Here is a 16,112-nt window from a genome sequence, read left to right as displayed (position 1 = left end):
AAATATTCGAATTTTGTCAGGAAGACAGGTGCTTTGATGAATGACTCTTCATTATTTGGATGTCATGTTAATGGACAGCGTATATAAATTGAACGGCGAACGCTCCATTAGTGCTGTCTACCATCTTTTTAAAGGAAAAAAATCATCTCAAACCATACAGGATGCCAGCTTGTTTGAGCTTTCCAGGTACTTCGGCTGTTACCCGGGGTTTACGAGGGATCAGCTGAATCGTTCTGCTTTAAAGCTTGAAGAGAAGCACTATATTAGAAAAAACGATGAGACACTGAGTATCACTGAAGCAGGGCAGCAAATGCTACACCAGCATTTCTCTGAAAAACCGATGCCTGCTTATTTTCATGGTGCCAAATACCACGATAAAGCAAAGATGCTATGGATGAGGCTCTCTTTACTTGTACAAGTGCTTTCTCACCATATGGCTGGATCACATCAATATGTTCCAATACAAAGAGATGTCTCAGTTCAAAGCTGGACGAAATCTTTTTTGAAACAGCATCAGCAGAAAAGCAAGCTTTCAGAAGAGCTGCATCATGAACTAGAAAAACTCCTAATGAACCTAAGTGATCAAGAGGCACTGATTTTTGTTTACTCATTGACCTCACATGAACGAATCGGGCGTACGTATCAGCAAATGGCGGAGTGGATGAAAGAAGATGTGTGGTATGTGTACTTGCTTTTTTGGAATGTACTCCATTATTTTATTCAATCTGCCCAAAAAGGTGAGGCGCCGACTTTGCAGAAGCTCGTAGGTGACCTTGAATTTAAACGCGTGTTAACAACTTCTACTCACAAAACACTTGAGCTTGTCCAAAAAGGATTTGATATTGAACAAATTGCTCACATTCGTTCATTAAAAAAGGCAACGATTGAAGATCATATCGTGGAGCTGTCGATACATGAGCCAAGCTTTTCAATAGATCCCTATGTGAGTATAAAAGAGCAGCGGGAGATCCTTGCTGTAGCCAGAGAACTGCAAACAAATAAAATGAAGCTGATTAAAGAAAAACTCGAGCATCCATTTACTTATTTTCAAATACGATTGGCACTGACAAGGATGGTGAAAGCAAATGGATAAGCTTCATCAGACGCTCATGCGATACTTTGGCCACGATACATTTAAAGCAGGTCAAGAGGACATTATTCGAAGTGTACTGCATCAAAAAGATACGGTTGCCATGCTGCCTACTGGTGGAGGAAAGTCACTTTGCTATCAAATTCCCGGTTATATGACAGACGGGCTGGTTCTGATTATTTCGCCGCTTTTATCGCTTATGGAGGACCAAGTCGAACGAATGAAAATGCGCGGAGAAAAACGAGTGGCGGCGCTTAATAGCACATTGTCTTTTCAGGAGAGGCGACATATCATTCGGCATTTGCCATCATATAAATTTCTATTCGTCGCACCTGAGGCATTAATGTCAGAAGTGCTGCTTGAACAGCTCAAATCGATGCGTATTGGTCTGTTTGTCGTCGATGAAGCGCATTGTATATCAGAATGGGGGCATGATTTCCGTCCTGAATATTCGAAGCTCGGAGAATGGAGAGAAGCGTTAGGTCATCCTGTGGCTTTAGCTCTTACAGCCACAGCAACGAAACAAACGCTAAAAGATACTGTGCAAACGCTAAGATTGCAGCATCCAGACTTTCATATTCATTCTGTCAACCGTCCGAACATTGCTTTAGTCAAAGAAATGCACGAATCGAAAGAAGCAAAAGAGAAACGGGCCATTGAGCTTGCGGATTTTTTGCAAGGACCAGGCATTATTTATTGCCCAACCCGGCAAATGACAGAAGAGCTTGCTCTCTGTATGAAACAAAAAACCAATCAGCGTGTTGAGTTTTATCATGGCGGAATGGACGCAGGAGATCGTATGCTCATTCAGCAGCAATTTATCAGCGGTCAGCTTGATCTCATTTGCTGTACGAGTGCTTTTGGCATGGGAATCGATAAAGCAAATATCCGGTTTGTCATTCATATGAGCCCTCCGCAATCGATTGAAGCATTTATGCAAGAGATTGGAAGAGCGGGAAGGGACGGGAAAAACAGTGTGAGCATTCTTTTATATACAGAAGAGGATGCAGATATTCAGCTACACTTGATCCAAACAGAAGGATTTGACGAACCAGAAATTGATTTCTACTTATCACAACTGACTCAAATGCAGACAAATGATGAAAAAAAATTACGTGAACGATTGATGGAAACAGGGCTTCAGGAGACGCGTGCAAGAATGCTGACGCACTATTACATGATGCATGAGTCCGAACAGCGCCCGGCAATTCTGATGAATCTAAAAGAAATATTGCAGGACAGACAAACAGAAAAGCTAAAAAAAGTGTGGCAATTTAAAGAGCGGATCATGGATCATGACTGCTTTAGACAATCTCTGTTATCATACTTTCACGAACAGCTTGATCAAACAGAGCGCGCGTCCTCTAAGCATTGCTGCTCTTCTTGCGGACTGAACCTGTCTGATTATGAAAAAAAAGAACAATCATTGGAGCTGAATGAAATGAAACACTGGAAGACTGTGCTGGATCGTATGTTTCATCTGACAAAAGAGGCGCAGCATTGATTGAACAACATCGCCGAATCATTGAAAAATTAACCGATCGACAAGTCGTAGAACAGCTGTATTTCACGCAGCTGCTCATGCTTATCGTTTCTTTTTTACTAGGCATATTTATGTTTGATCAATGGACGGAATTTACAGCCCTTTGGCAGATTCGTGATATGCGCATTCTGACATATGGAATTGGCGGTGCTTTGCTCGTCATTATTGTGGATGCAATTGTCATGAAGGTGTTTCCTGCTTATATGTATGATGATGGTGGTTTAAATGAAAAGATGTTCAAAAACCGAAGCATCCCGCATATTGTTTGGTTAGCACTTCTCATTGCCTTTTCAGAGGAAATACTATTTCGCGGAATTGTTCAACAGCAATTTGGACTTGAGATTGCCAGCATCGTGTTTGCGCTACTTCACTTTCGCTATTTATCAAAAATACTCTTGTTTATCCTCGTGGGTTCCATTAGTATTTTTTTAGGACTTTTATACGAGTGGACGGGGAATTTGTTTGTTCCTGTCATGACACATTTTGTCATTGACTTAGTCTTTGCTTGTCAAATTCGTTTGAAATATAAGGGGAGGGATGAACATGGAAGAAATGTCGAGAATGCAGAGAAAGAAGGAGCAGCTCACAAACAACCATGACGACAATGTAGAGGAAATTCTTGAAGAAAAAGTACATCCTTCTGATGACTCTCACTTTCCTACACGAGAAGACTTTCATGAATATAAGAAGCAGCGTACGAAAAAAGTGCGCAATCCTTTGTTTACGACATTGGCTATTATTTTTCCAATCATCGTCATCACTGTTTTCTTTCTATTGATCTACTACACTTCAAAGGAAATTAACGATAATAACAATCAAGATGTCTACATTGATAAAACCTCAAGTGCTGACACAGACCCAGTTCCGTCAGCACTAGCCGAAACAAAAAATGACGCAACCGCTGATAAAGCGGATGCGTCTGATGAAGAGAAGAAAAAGAAAGATGAAGAAAAAGAAAAGCAGCGATCAAAAGAAAAAGCAGAGCAAAAGAAAAAAGAAAAAGCTGCTAAAGAGAAAGAAGAGCGTGAAAAAGCCGCAGCTGCGAAAAAGCGTGAGCAGCAGCAGCTAGCCCTCCAAAAACAGCAAGAAGAGAAAAAACGAAAAGAAGTCGAAGAGAAAAAGAAGCAGGAAGAAAAGCCAGTTCGTGTCGTCCAGCACACTGTTGGCCCAGAGGAAAACCTGTATCGAATCTCGATGAAATATTACAAAAGCCGATCAGGTGAAGAGAAAATAAAAGCCTACAATCATTTAAATGGGAACAGTGTATACAGTGGTCAAGTACTCAATATTCCATTGGAAAACTAATTACCTGACATGAACGAATGAAAAAGCACATACATATGTAGAAAAAAGGGACAGGGTGTATGTGATGACTTTGCACGCAATCAGCCACTATATGGATCAGCCGACACAGAAAATGATGGAAACGTTGATCAAAAGAAAGCACAAATATGAGGGCTTTGCCAAGCAGTGTAGAAGGTGGCAATGGACAGCCCTTTTGTCACTGGCGATTCTTTTGTTTTATTTTGTGATAACGGCAAATAAGGGAGGCTCGCTTCAGCCGGAAGCGATGATTGCAACGCTGCTCAGTCATGAGGTCTTTCTATTTTGGATAATGGCTGAGGTGTTTGCTTTTTATGCATCTTATTATTATAAGAAAAAAGAAGAAAAGGCTGAGGATGAATATCATCGCCTTAGATGTGAGATTATACAAAAAAGCACAGACTTATGGCCGCAATCAGACCAGTGGAAAGAGCGTGAAGCGGTTTTTCGCTATATGCAGCAGCAATATGACATTAATCTCTATTATGAAAGTAAATAAATGTGTAAAAAGACGTTTTAATAGTTGAAACGTCTTTTTTCATTCAAGCGTCTTATGAACGACACATATGCAAGGGAGCCATTTATGATGAAATATGCCATCGGATTTACTGCCGCCATTGCGGCTGTTACAACAGGTGTGTGTGTAACGGCAAAAATGGTGAAAACGGCAAAACAAAACAACATCAAAAAGCATTACTTTACAATAGAAGCACTTCAATCAGATCGACCAGCAGTGATTTTCTTTATTTCTGATACACACCGGCGGCTGATTAGTGATTCATTATTAGCTGAGGTCACACAAGAAAAACCGGATGTCATTATGATAGGCGGGGACTTAGCAGAAAAAGGTGTACCCTACGCCAGAATTGAAGAAAATGTGAAACGTTTATCAAGAATTGCGCCCGTTTATTTTGTTTGGGGAAATAATGATCACGAGCTGCACCAGCAAAAGCTTAAAGAGATTCTTCATGCTTACGATGTGACGACCCTGCAAAATGAAACAGCTGTGTGGGGTTTCGAAGGCCAGTCAATCAAAATTGGAGGCATCGATGATATTCGGCTTGAAAAGGCGGATTATGAAGCGATACGACCTGAGTTTGTGAAAGATGACGTAAATATTCTCTTATCACACAACCCAGATGTACATCATTTAATGAGTGAAGATGAGGGGATCGACCTTGTTTTGAGCGGTCATACACATGGAGGTCAGATTCGAATTGGGAAATTTGGTCCGTATGAAAAAGGAAGAACAGGTCAGGTCAAAGGCGCATTTTTTCTCATTAGTAATGGCTATGGAACAACAAAGATTCCAATGCGTCTCGGGGCAGAACCGGAAACGCATCTGATCTATTTAATGCCTGTAAAAACGCGATGACTGGCTGCGCCCTCAATATTTTCCATAAAAGTCACCGTAAGCATAGCTTCATGCTTGTCTTCCGTCTTGACACAGTGTAAACTGAATACAAAATTAAGAACCTATGACTCATCATCTCATATACTACAGTATGATGTGTGTTTAGAAGAGGCAGGAGGGAACGTTATGCGACTGGAGCGTCTGAATTATAATAAAATCAAAATTTTTCTCACACTAGATGACCTGACAGACCGGGGTCTTACGAAAGAAGACCTTTGGAAAGATTCGTTCAAAGTCCATCAGCTGTTTAAAGACATGATGAACGAAGCGAATCAGGAGCTCGGTTTTGAAGCGAGTGGACCGATTGCTGTTGAAGTATTTTCACTTCAGGCGCAGGGGATGGTCGTCATTGTCACAAAGAGTCAGCAGGATGATGCTGATGATGATGAGTTTGATGAAGATTACATTGAGATGCAAGTCAAGCTCGACGAGAGTCATCATGTGCTCTATCAATTTGCCTCGTTTGAAGATGTGATTCAACTGTCCCATAGTTTAAGTCGTATTGGACTTTTAGGGGGTACAGTTTACCATTATGAAGGTCAATATTTTCTCAGCCTAGATGATTTTGAAGAACTATCAGCTGATACCGTCATTTCCATTTTAGCGGAGTTCGGTTCACCTACGACATTAACGATTCATCGGCTAAAAGAATACGGAAAAGTGATCATGCAAGATGATGCAGTGAAAACGATTCAAATGTATTTTTAATCACTTTTTTCTATTATATTTAATACTGTTGTGATGAAACAACAGTATTTTTTTATATCCTTTTTATATTTATAAACGCTGATATTTTATTTTGATAAAAAACGTTTTTTACCTTTGCTTTACCAGTACGAAGGTGTATACTATTGCTTGAAAGGGAGCAGTAGATCATGAAAGATTTCTAGGGGGTTTATTTTAATGGCAGCCGATCAAAACGCCGCTCATAACGCAGAAGATAAGCTAGATGTTTTAAAGTCAACTCAAACCGTCATACATAAAGCGCTAGACAAATTAGGGTACCCGCAAGAAGTGTATGAATTGCTGAAGGAGCCAATTCGTCTATTAACTGTGAAAATTCCAGTACGAATGGATGATGGATCAGTGAAAATTTTCACTGGTTACCGCGCGCAGCACAATGATGCTGTTGGACCGACAAAAGGCGGTATTCGTTTCCACCCGAACGTTACTGAAAAAGAAGTAAAAGCGCTTTCAATTTGGATGAGTTTAAAATGTGGTATTGTGGATCTTCCTTATGGCGGAGGAAAAGGCGGTATTATCTGTGATCCAAGAGAAATGTCATTTAGAGAGCTTGAAAAACTAAGCCGCGGCTATGTTCGCGCAATCAGTCAAATCGTTGGTCCAACAAAAGATGTACCAGCTCCAGATGTGTTTACAAACTCTCAAATTATGGCATGGATGATGGACGAATATTCTAGAATGGATGAATTTAACTCGCCAGGATTTATTACCGGAAAACCAATTGTTCTTGGAGGATCACACGGACGTGATACTGCAACAGCAAAAGGTGTGACGATCTGCATCAAAGAAGCGGCGAAGAAAAAAGGAATTGACATTAACGGGGCACGTGTTGTCGTACAGGGATTCGGAAATGCAGGAAGCTACTTGGCTAAATTCATGTATGATGCCGGAGCGAAAATCGTAGGGATTTCAGATGCTTACGGCGGGTTATACGATGAAGATGGTCTTGATATTGACTACTTGCTTGACAGACGTGACAGCTTTGGAACCGTTACTAAATTATTTAACGATACCATCACAAACCAAGAGCTGCTTGAGCTCGATTGTGATATCTTAGTACCTGCAGCCATTGAGAACCAAATCACTGAAGATAATGCGGCAAACATTAAAGCTAAAATTGTCGTAGAAGCAGCGAATGGTCCAACGACACTTGAAGGAACAAAAATTCTTTCAGATCGTGGAGTACTGCTTGTCCCAGACGTACTTGCGAGTGCGGGTGGTGTAACGGTTTCTTACTTTGAATGGGTGCAGAATAACCAAGGGTTCTACTGGACTGAAGAGGAAGTCGAAACTCGTTTAGAAGATATGATGGTGAAATCATTTAATAATATTTATGAAATGGCGCAAAACCGCCGCATCGATATGCGTCTTGCTGCATATATGGTCGGCGTACGTAAAATGGCTGAAGCTTCTCGATTCAGAGGCTGGATTTAAGCGGCTTATTTGCATCGCGCCCAAAAATCTCCTATCCTTATATAGGAGATTTTTTTATGGAATGGGAACAAATCATCAACAGCTAGCAATTGTTATTGCATTGAAACGACAGGAGTGGAACAAATGAAACAAGAAAAAGCGATCATAATAGGAGGCGGCCCTTGCGGATTATCAGCTGCCATCGCATTCCAGCAAATCGGAATTGATGCACTAGTCATTGAAAAGGGGAATGTCGTTAACAGTATTTATCATTACCCAACACATCAAACCTTTTTCAGTACAAGTGAAAAGCTTGAGATTGGTGATGTCGCTTTTATTACTGAAAATCGCAAGCCCGTTCGTATCCAGGCGCTTTCTTATTACCGAGAAGTAGTCAGACGAAAAAACCTGCGTGTGCATGCCTTTGAAAAAGTAACCGCTGTGACGAAAAAAGATGGCCATTTTACCGTGAGCACATCAAAAGACGACTATTCATGTGATTATGTCGTGATTGCTACTGGCTACTATGACCATCCAAACTATATGAATGTCAAAGGGGAAGACCTTCCACATGTGTATCATTATTTTAAAGAAGGACACCCATACTTTGATAAAGATGTAACGGTGATCGGCGGGAAAAACTCAAGTGTCGATGCTGCGCTAGAACTTGTGAAATGCGGAAGCAGAGTCACTGTACTTTATCGAGGAACTGAATATTCATCTAGCATCAAACCTTGGATTTTGCCAGAGTTTGAAGCACTTGTGCGAAATGGAACGATTCGAATGGAGTTTGGAGCACAGGTGAAGGAAATTACAGAAGAAGAAGTGATTTTTACAAACCAGCAAGAGCAAACGGAGCGAGTGAAAAGTGATTATGTTTTTGCCATGACAGGCTATCATCCAGATCATTCTTTCTTAGAAAAAATGGGTGTGACAATTGATCAAGAATCAGGCCGCCCAGCATTTGATGAACAGACGATGGAGACAAACGTAGAAGGTATTTTCATCGCAGGAGTGATTGCAGCTGGAAATAATGCCAATGAAATTTTCATTGAAAACGGGAGATTTCATGGGGGGCTAATTGCAGAAGAAATTAATAAAAGAATGAACGCATAAAAAAAGAACTGGATCCTTCCAAGGGATTCGGTTCTTTTTGATATAAAATGGGATTATATAGAAGAATATTTTCATAAAAATGGGCTCGAGTCATATAAAAAAAGGGTAAATCATGGTACGATAATGAAGGATAATGTAGGGAAAGAGGTCTGGTTATGATCGCAATCATCTCAGCAGGTTTAGCTCCCGGCATCGCACTTTTAAGTTATTTTTATTTGAAAGATCAGTACGACAATGAGCCGGTACACATGGTCATCAGATCTTTTATGCTAGGTGTTATACTTGTGTTTCCAACCATGTTTATTCAATATGTCCTTCAAGAGGAGCATATCGCAACGAACCCTATCTTGATTTCATTTGTGACGTCGGGCTTCTTAGAGGAATCTTTAAAATGGTTTATTTTAATGGTCAGCGTCTATGCGCATGCCCAATTTGACGAACACTATGATGGAATTGTATATGGAACCAGTGTCTCACTTGGTTTCGCAACACTTGAAAATATTCTTTATTTGGTCGGTCACGGGGTTGAATATGCATTCACCCGTGCTTTATTACCCGTCTCAAGTCATGCTTTATTCGGTGTTGTGATGGGATTTTATATCGGCAAAGCCCGCTTCTCTGATAAAAAGGAGCAGCGCAAATGGCTGATCCTTTCTCTAACGCTTCCTGTGCTTTTTCACGGCCTATATGATTTCATATTGTTAGGAATGAAAAATTGGGGATATATCATGCTGCCATTCATGATTTTTTTATGGTGGTTTGGCCTGCGAAAAGCAAAAAAAGCTCGTTCAGTGAAAATGGTGCAAAATTTAATGTAGAAAACGTCTTATCAGTTGATAGGGCGTTTTTTTGACTTTTCATCCATTTCTCTCCTGTGATGAATGTATAAAAATAGGGATTGGAAGAAATATATATTCAAACATCAAAAGTACAGGAGGATCAAATATGGACAAAGCTCGTTTCGTGAAACAAATCGTCCTTATCTTCTCAATCGTTCTACTCGCAACATCACTGATGACAACTGAAAAAAGTGAAGCCTTCACCAGTCAAGTCATCCAGCGAGGTGCGACAGGAGAAGATGTAGTCGAGCTGCAAGCACGGCTCCAATACAATGGCTTTTACAATGGCAAAATTGATGGTGTATATGGCTGGGGGACGTACTGGGCCGTTCGCAACTTTCAAAGCCAATATGGTGTAAAGAAGGTCGACGGACTTGTAGGTAAACAAACAAAAAGCCTATTAGTTCAAAAGACAAAATACTATAAAGACTTTGTTCAGCAGCAGCTGCAAAAGGGGAATGAGTTTACCCATTATGGCGGGAAACCTCTTGATCAGCAAACAAAAGCTCCTGCGAAAAGAAGCTCACAAAAAAAGACTGCTCAAGGTGCGAAAGAGAATCAAAAAAGTCAAAGCGGAGCACCTGGAAAGTCTGCGAAACAGTCAGGCAATCAGCAAGCAAATCAAACACCGAAACAAACGGCAGCCAACATGCCAGGTGGTTTTTCTAGTAATGATATTCAGCTCTTATCACAAGCGGTTTATAGTGAAGCAAGGGGCGAGCCGTATGAAGGACAGGTGGCGATCGCTGCCGTCATCTTAAACCGTTTGAACAACCCGACTTTTCCAAATACAATCGCAGGAGTTATTTTTGAACCGCTTGCGTTTACAGCTGTGGCGGATGGTCAATTTTATATGTCACCAAATGAAACTGCAAAAAAGGCTGTGTTTGATGCCATTAACGGCTGGGACCCGTCTGAGAGCGCCGTCTATTACTTTAATCCTGATACAGCAACAAGTCCATGGATTTGGGGAAGACCACAAATTAAACGAATTGGGAAACATATTTTCTGCGAATAGAAAGAGGTGTAAATAAATGATCAGAGGAATATTGATTGCCATTTTAGGAATTGCTGTCATCTCAACAGGTTATTGGGGCTATAAAGAGCATCAAGAAAAAGACGCAGTGCTGCTGCACGCAGAGAACAACTATCAGAGGGCCTTCCACGATTTAACGTACCAAGTGGATCAGCTGCACGACCAACTTGGGGCAACGCTTGCGATGAACAGCCAATCGTCGATTTCACCGGCACTTGCAGATGTATGGAGAATGTCATCAGAAGCACATAACAATGTGAGTCAGCTTCCGCTCACATTAATGCCTTTTAACAAAACGGAAGAATTTTTGGCGAATGTCGGAGACTTTAGCTACAAATCATCAGTTAAATCCTTATCAGATGAACCATTAAACAAAAATACGCACAAAACCATTACGTCCTTATATCAGCAAGCATCTGATATCCAAAACGAACTGAGACAAGTGCAGCACCTCGTCCTCAATAAAAATTTAAAATGGATGGATGTTGAAATGGCACTTGCTGATGGTGACCGAAAAAATGATAACACCATCATTGACGGGTTGAAAACAGTCGAGAGAAATGCAGATGCATTTGCAGATGTCGATCTCGGACCGACAAATGTGTCCACAGAAGCAGAAACACGCGGCTACAATCATTTAAAGGGTAAAAAGATTTCAAAGAAAGAAGCGATACGCATTGCCCAGCAATTCGCACCTGATCATAATCAACATTTTAAGGTGAGAAAAAGCGGAAGCAAAACCAATCGAGATGTGTACAGCTTATCGATGTCAGATCCTGATAGTAAAGCGAATTTCTATTTAGACTTGACTGAAAAAGGAGGACATCCAGTCTACCTTCTTCAAAATCGAGACGTGAAAAAACAGAAAATCAGTTTAAACCAAGCATCAGAAAAAGCACTCAGCTTCTTAAAGAAGCAAGGATTTGATGCAGAGTCATTCCATTTAGATGAAAGTGCACAATTTGATAATATCGGTGTATTTACCTATGTACCTCTTCAAAAAAATGTACTGCTGTATCCAGATAGTATACGCATGAAGGTCGCACTAGACGATGGTGAAGTGGTTGGATTTTCAGCGAAAGACTATTTAACGAATCATAAAACAAGAGACATCAAAGCACCTAAAATCTCGCAAAAAGAAGCGAAGAAAACGCTCAATCAGCATGTGAAAATCGAAGATACTCATGTAGCGATTGTTCAAAACGATATGTCAGAGGAAGTTTTATGCTATGAGTTCCTAGGAACGATAAAAAATGATACGTACCGAATGTTCATTAATGCGGATACTGGAAAAGAAGAACGAGTAGATAAACTAAAAAACGCAGAACCTATATATAAAGACCTATAAAAAAGGAAACGAGGAAAAGGCGAATAAGCCTTTTCCTTTTGTTTTATACATGGTTTAATATAGGAGAGGATATGATTTCACAGATGAAAAGAGTGATGAGGAATGTTACAAATAGGGGATGCAATCACAATTGAATATGTCAATGAGAACAAAGAAGTGAAAACTGCAAAATCGAAAGTTTTGGAAAATAATAACGATGATATTTGCATTAATTATCCAGCTGATAAAGAAACGGGACGCACGATCTATTTAAACCAGCAAACAGAAATCACCGTTTTCTTTTTCGATGAAAATCAAATTCCATACAAATGCACAAGCGAAGTCATCGGCAAGAGGAAAGAAGATATTCCGATGATCGTCATTTCCATTCCGCCAAAAGAAGAAATGATTCGGCTTCAGCGTAGAGAATACCTGAGAGTCGATACAATGGTCAAAACCGCGATCACGCAAACGGGTGAAGAATCCTTTGACACGTTTATTGTCAATATGAGTGCTGGCGGCTTAGCAATTGCTGTTCCTGAAGGTGTCTCATTGAAAGAATACGAAGAAGTGATCACAGAGTTTGAACTTCCGCTGAAAGAGCCTGTTAAAATTAAAGCGGTTGCAGAGATGAGCCGAGTTTATCAAGATGAGCAGACTGGCAAAACAAGAGCGATCATGGAGTTTTCTGAGATCACAAATGATCAGCAACAGCACATTATGAAGTACTGCTTCCAGCAGCAGCTTTTAACACGTGTGAAAAAAGCATAAGAATAAAGGATGTTAAAAGCTTCCATACTAGAGGTAATAGAATCTAGCGTGGAGGCTTTTTGTATGAAAACAATGGAAAGATGGCTATTTAAAGCGGTGCTCATTCAGCTTGTCTTATTATTAGCCGTTCAGATCACACTTCATTTGACAAAAGGAGAACTATTTTTGTCAAAAGTCGTGCAATACGAGGGTGTAAATAACATGAGCATTGAAGATTGGATCGAGACGTTTAAGCAGAAGGATTGATAGAAAATTCCCCCGTTTGACCGGTGATCGTGTTACAATTCATAAGGGAGATTCAATCAAGGAGAGGTATTATGAAAAAGAAATTATCTATCGCAATTGACGGTCCTGCAGCAGCAGGAAAAAGCACTGTGGCAAAAATTGTCGCAGCAAAAAAATCATATATTTATATCGATACAGGTGCCATGTACCGCGCGATTACGCTTGCGGCACTTCACCATGGTGTAGATCTTGAAGACGAGCAGGCGCTTGATGCACTACTAAAGAAAACGGTGATTGAACTTGTCTCAACAGGCGAGGGTCAAAAAGTGCATCTAGACAATACCGATGTGACAGAAGAGATTCGCACAGACCGCGTGAGCAACCAAGTATCGGTTGTCGCAAAGCACAGAGCTGTTCGGGAAGAAATGGTCCGCAGGCAGCAAGAGCTTGGTAAAAAAGGCGGTGTCGTGATGGACGGAAGAGACATAGGTACTCACGTTCTTCCAGATGCCGAAGTGAAAATTTTCTTGCTTGCATCTGTAGAAGAAAGAGCAAAACGCCGCTTTGAAGAGAATCAGAAAAAAGGCTACGATGTCAATTACGATCAGCTGATCGAAGAGATTGCAAGACGTGACAAGCTTGACTCTGAGCGCGAAGTTTCACCGCTTAAGAAAGCGGATGACGCCATTGAGATTGACACAACTTCTCTTACCATTCAAGAGGTAGCAGGTAAAATTTTAGATGCAGCAGACCGTGTGGAGAAACTGTAAGAAATTTTAGAAAACTTTTATAAGTTAGAGGTTTATCTCTTGACAAACAAGGTCTTTTATTAGAAGTTTATACTAATACTATTTTTATTGATCATTCAAGCAATTCTGTTGATTTGAATGTTTCTATAATACATACTCGGCTGGCAATCATCATGCTTAAGACACATATTCACCCAGTCGTTTTAACTAAGCTGTGTAGGTTTGGACCAAGGAGGTTATCGAAATGACAGAGGAAATGAATCAAATCGATGTTCAGGTACCAGAGGTTGGAGATGTAGTGAAAGGGATTGTTTCTAAAGTTGAGGACAAGCATGTCAATGTAGATATCGTCAATGTGAAACAACCTGGGATCATCCCAATCAGTGAATTATCAAGTCTTCACGTTGAAAAAGCATCAGATGTCGTGAAAGATGGCGACGAATTAGAGCTTAAAGTAACAAAAGTCGAAGACGATGCTTTGATTTTATCGAAACGTGCTGTTGATGCAGACCGCGCTTGGGAAGACCTAGAGAAAAAGTTTGAAACAAAAGAAGTATTTGAAGCTGAAGTAAAAGACGTTGTAAAAGGTGGTCTTGTCGTAGACATTGGTGTGCGTGGATTTATTCCTGCATCTCTTGTAGAAGCGCACTATGTTGAGGACTTTTCAGACTACAAAGGTAAAACACTCTCACTTGTCGTGGTCGAACTTGACCGCGAAAAAAATCGTGTGATTCTCTCGCACCGTGCAGTAGTGGAGCAAGAGCAATTAGACAAAAAGCAAGACTTCTTGCAAAAACTTGAAGTAGGCAGTGTGATTGATGGTAAAGTGCAACGCCTTACTGATTTTGGTGCATTTGTAGACATTGGCGGCATTGATGGATTGGTTCACATTTCTCAACTATCCCATGCGCATGTTGAAAAGCCATCTGACGTAGTGGAAGAAGGCCAGGAAGTCCAGGTCAAAGTACTTGCTGTTGATCGTGATAACGAACGTATCTCACTATCTATTAAAGAAACATTACCAGGACCTTGGAGCCAGATTGGTGAAAAGGTAAAACAAGGTGATGTGCTTGAAGGAACTGTCCAACGTCTAGTAAGCTTTGGTGCATTTGTTGAAATTCTGCCAGGCGTCGAAGGACTTGTGCATATTTCTCAAATCTCTCATAAACATATCGGTACGCCGCATGAAGTCCTTGAAGAAGGGCAGACTGTGAAAGTAAAAGTGCTTGATGTGAATGAAGATGAAGAACGCATTTCACTAAGCATCCGTGATTTAGAAGAAAATCCTGAAAAACAAATCGAAGAGAATTATCGTCAATATCAGGCGAAAGAAGAAAACACAAGTGGATTCCAGCTTGGTGACCTGATCGGAGATAAGCTCAATAAATTAAAATAATTTGGTGATCAAAATTGACGCGAGCAGAAAGAAAGAAGCAGCATATTGAACATGCCTTGTCCACTGGACAGCATGCAGCAACAGGTTTAAAAGATGTTTCCTTCGTTCACGCCAGTTTACCAGATCTTGCAACATCACAAATTGATACACATTCAACAATTGGCGGACTGACTTTCGGTTCGCCAATTTTTATCAATGCAATGACTGGCGGAGGCGGAAAATCGACCTATGAGATTAATCGCTCTTTATCGATCGCAGCGAAGGAAACCAATATTCCGGTGGCAGTTGGATCGCAAATGGCTGCACTGAAAGATAAAGAAGAAAGACGTACGTATGAAGTTGTTCGTAAAGTGAATCCAGATGGAATTGTCTTTGCGAACCTAGGCAGTGAGGCAACGATGAAGCAAGCGAAGGAAGCCGTTGAGATGCTGGAGGCCAATATGCTCCAGATTCATTTAAATGTGATTCAAGAGATTGTCATGCCTGAAGGAGACCGTGATTTCAGGGGGGCACTTGAGCGCATCGCAGCCATCAATGAATCAGTTGGTGTGCCTGTTGTCGTAAAAGAAGTTGGATTTGGCATGAGCAAGGAAACGGCCAAAAAGTTATTTCATGCTGGGGTTGCGGCCGTTGATGTAGGCGGATTTGGTGGTACGAACTTTTCTAAGATCGAAAATCTTCGCCGCCAAAAAGCACTTCATTATTTTGATCAATGGGGGATTCCAACTGCAGCGAGTCTTGCTGAAGTACATACAAGTTTTCCAGATCAAACGATTTTAGCCTCGGGAGGTATACAAGACGCCCTTGATGTAACAAAATCAATCGCACTTGGCGCATCCGCTGCTGGTCTAGCTGGCTTTTTCTTAAAATCACTGACTGACGGAGGGGAGAGCGGTCTCATCGCGAATATCATAGATCTTCAAGAAGATGTGAAGATGATGATGACAGTCCTTGGCGTGAAGACCATTGAAGAGCTGAGACAAACCCAAGTTGTCATTTCAGGTGAAACGAGTCATTGGCTCAAAGAAAGAGGCATCGACACAACGTACTATAGTTTAAGATCAAATAAGAAAAAGGACTAAAAGCAAGTTTAGCCCATAAACATCTAAGGCATGTGGTCATCACA

At 40.8% G+C, this 16,112-nt stretch carries 17 protein-coding genes; all 17 read left to right on the top strand.

What is annotated here, in order from left to right; all coding sequences use genetic code 11:
• Positions 1–40: 40 nt before the first annotated feature.
• The 17 genes from NSS78_RS10655 (at position 41) to fni (ending at position 16,068) form a co-directional block, all read left to right on the top strand.
• Positions 41–1,093, top strand: coding sequence for a helix-turn-helix domain-containing protein (locus NSS78_RS10655; protein WP_212045947.1), 1,053 nt, complete (start codon positions 41–43; stop codon positions 1,091–1,093).
• A complete protein-coding gene (locus NSS78_RS10650; RefSeq protein WP_212045948.1) occupies positions 1,086–2,594 on the top strand; it encodes an ATP-dependent DNA helicase RecQ in 1,509 nt (502 codons plus the stop codon). The genes NSS78_RS10655 and NSS78_RS10650 overlap by 8 nt, the downstream gene beginning before the upstream one ends.
• The gene (locus NSS78_RS10645) at positions 2,591–3,232 is read left to right on the top strand and encodes a CPBP family intramembrane glutamic endopeptidase (RefSeq protein WP_212045949.1); all 642 of its coding nucleotides are present in this window, start codon (positions 2,591–2,593) and stop codon (positions 3,230–3,232) included. The genes NSS78_RS10650 and NSS78_RS10645 overlap by 4 nt, the downstream gene beginning before the upstream one ends.
• On the top strand, positions 3,177–3,938 hold the full coding sequence (locus NSS78_RS10640) for a LysM peptidoglycan-binding domain-containing protein (RefSeq protein ID WP_212045950.1): 762 nt from the start codon (positions 3,177–3,179) through the stop codon (positions 3,936–3,938). The genes NSS78_RS10645 and NSS78_RS10640 overlap by 56 nt, the downstream gene beginning before the upstream one ends.
• A 64-nt stretch (positions 3,939–4,002) precedes the next feature.
• Positions 4,003–4,455 (top strand): DUF2663 family protein, encoded by a 453-nt coding sequence (locus NSS78_RS10635; protein WP_327839389.1) that lies wholly within the window; start codon positions 4,003–4,005, stop codon positions 4,453–4,455.
• 87 nt (positions 4,456–4,542) lie between these two features.
• Positions 4,543–5,331, top strand: a complete 789-nt coding sequence (locus tag NSS78_RS10630) for a metallophosphoesterase (RefSeq protein ID WP_212045952.1) — start codon at positions 4,543–4,545, stop codon at positions 5,329–5,331.
• Positions 5,332–5,496: 165 nt separating this feature from the next.
• Positions 5,497–6,078, top strand: a complete 582-nt coding sequence (locus tag NSS78_RS10625; RefSeq protein ID WP_003215601.1) for a genetic competence negative regulator — start codon at positions 5,497–5,499, stop codon at positions 6,076–6,078.
• Positions 6,079–6,273: 195 nt separating this feature from the next.
• Positions 6,274–7,548, top strand: coding sequence for a Glu/Leu/Phe/Val dehydrogenase (locus NSS78_RS10620; protein WP_003215501.1), 1,275 nt, complete (start codon positions 6,274–6,276; stop codon positions 7,546–7,548).
• Positions 7,549–7,671: 123 nt separating this feature from the next.
• Complete coding sequence (locus NSS78_RS10615; RefSeq protein WP_003215846.1) at positions 7,672–8,643, top strand: YpdA family putative bacillithiol disulfide reductase; 972 nt, start codon at positions 7,672–7,674, stop codon at positions 8,641–8,643.
• Positions 8,644–8,798: 155 nt separating this feature from the next.
• The gene (gene prsW, locus NSS78_RS10610) at positions 8,799–9,461 is read left to right on the top strand and encodes a glutamic-type intramembrane protease PrsW (protein ID WP_003215795.1); all 663 of its coding nucleotides are present in this window, start codon (positions 8,799–8,801) and stop codon (positions 9,459–9,461) included.
• A 127-nt stretch (positions 9,462–9,588) separates the two neighbouring features.
• On the top strand, positions 9,589–10,500 hold the full coding sequence (gene sleB / locus NSS78_RS10605) for a spore cortex-lytic enzyme (protein ID WP_212045953.1): 912 nt from the start codon (positions 9,589–9,591) through the stop codon (positions 10,498–10,500).
• Between the two features lie 16 nt (positions 10,501–10,516).
• On the top strand, positions 10,517–11,866 hold the full coding sequence (gene ypeB / locus NSS78_RS10600; RefSeq protein ID WP_268458328.1) for a germination protein YpeB: 1,350 nt from the start codon (positions 10,517–10,519) through the stop codon (positions 11,864–11,866).
• A 102-nt stretch (positions 11,867–11,968) separates the two neighbouring features.
• Positions 11,969–12,616 carry a flagellar brake domain-containing protein gene (locus tag NSS78_RS10595; protein ID WP_309216874.1) on the top strand — a complete coding sequence of 216 codons (648 nt, stop codon included), beginning with the start codon at positions 11,969–11,971 and terminating at the stop codon, positions 12,614–12,616.
• 63 nt (positions 12,617–12,679) lie between these two features.
• Positions 12,680–12,862, top strand: coding sequence for a DUF5359 family protein (locus tag NSS78_RS10590; RefSeq protein ID WP_003215744.1), 183 nt, complete (start codon positions 12,680–12,682; stop codon positions 12,860–12,862).
• 71 nt (positions 12,863–12,933) lie between these two features.
• On the top strand, positions 12,934–13,611 hold the full coding sequence (cmk, locus tag NSS78_RS10585) for a (d)CMP kinase (protein ID WP_003216003.1): 678 nt from the start codon (positions 12,934–12,936) through the stop codon (positions 13,609–13,611).
• Positions 13,612–13,834: 223 nt separating this feature from the next.
• A complete protein-coding gene (gene rpsA, locus NSS78_RS10580) occupies positions 13,835–14,986 on the top strand; it encodes a 30S ribosomal protein S1 (protein WP_003215529.1) in 1,152 nt (383 codons plus the stop codon).
• 14 nt (positions 14,987–15,000) lie between these two features.
• A complete protein-coding gene (gene fni / locus NSS78_RS10575) occupies positions 15,001–16,068 on the top strand; it encodes a type 2 isopentenyl-diphosphate Delta-isomerase (RefSeq protein WP_212045955.1) in 1,068 nt (355 codons plus the stop codon).
• Positions 16,069–16,112: the final 44 nt, after the last annotated feature.

The organism is Bacillus sp. FSL W8-0920, from assembly GCF_038593215.1.
Classification (GTDB): Bacteria; Bacillota; Bacilli; order Bacillales; family Bacillaceae; genus Bacillus; species Bacillus pumilus.
Note: the sequence above shows the minus strand (reverse complement) of the source record. Positions and strands in the feature narration are given on the sequence as shown.

What these genes read in the sequence shown, in the direction of transcription:
- NSS78_RS10655 (WP_212045947.1), top strand. Translation starts at nt 41, where the DNA reads ATGACTCTTCATTATTTGGATGTCATGTTAATGGACAGCGTATATAAA.
- NSS78_RS10650 (WP_212045948.1), top strand. Translation starts at nt 1,086, where the DNA reads ATGGATAAGCTTCATCAGACGCTCATGCGATACTTTGGCCACGATACA.
- NSS78_RS10640 (WP_212045950.1), top strand. Translation starts at nt 3,177, where the DNA reads ATGGAAGAAATGTCGAGAATGCAGAGAAAGAAGGAGCAGCTCACAAAC.
- NSS78_RS10635 (WP_327839389.1), top strand. Translation starts at nt 4,003, where the DNA reads ATGACTTTGCACGCAATCAGCCACTATATGGATCAGCCGACACAGAAA.
- NSS78_RS10630 (WP_212045952.1), top strand. Translation starts at nt 4,543, where the DNA reads ATGAAATATGCCATCGGATTTACTGCCGCCATTGCGGCTGTTACAACA.
- NSS78_RS10625 (WP_003215601.1), top strand. Translation starts at nt 5,497, where the DNA reads ATGCGACTGGAGCGTCTGAATTATAATAAAATCAAAATTTTTCTCACA.
- NSS78_RS10620 (WP_003215501.1), top strand. Translation starts at nt 6,274, where the DNA reads ATGGCAGCCGATCAAAACGCCGCTCATAACGCAGAAGATAAGCTAGAT.
- NSS78_RS10615 (WP_003215846.1), top strand. Translation starts at nt 7,672, where the DNA reads ATGAAACAAGAAAAAGCGATCATAATAGGAGGCGGCCCTTGCGGATTA.
- prsW (WP_003215795.1), top strand. Translation starts at nt 8,799, where the DNA reads ATGATCGCAATCATCTCAGCAGGTTTAGCTCCCGGCATCGCACTTTTA.
- sleB (WP_212045953.1), top strand. Translation starts at nt 9,589, where the DNA reads ATGGACAAAGCTCGTTTCGTGAAACAAATCGTCCTTATCTTCTCAATC.
- ypeB (WP_268458328.1), top strand. Translation starts at nt 10,517, where the DNA reads ATGATCAGAGGAATATTGATTGCCATTTTAGGAATTGCTGTCATCTCA.
- NSS78_RS10595 (WP_309216874.1), top strand. Translation starts at nt 11,969, where the DNA reads ATGTTACAAATAGGGGATGCAATCACAATTGAATATGTCAATGAGAAC.
- NSS78_RS10590 (WP_003215744.1), top strand. Translation starts at nt 12,680, where the DNA reads ATGAAAACAATGGAAAGATGGCTATTTAAAGCGGTGCTCATTCAGCTT.
- cmk (WP_003216003.1), top strand. Translation starts at nt 12,934, where the DNA reads ATGAAAAAGAAATTATCTATCGCAATTGACGGTCCTGCAGCAGCAGGA.
- rpsA (WP_003215529.1), top strand. Translation starts at nt 13,835, where the DNA reads ATGACAGAGGAAATGAATCAAATCGATGTTCAGGTACCAGAGGTTGGA.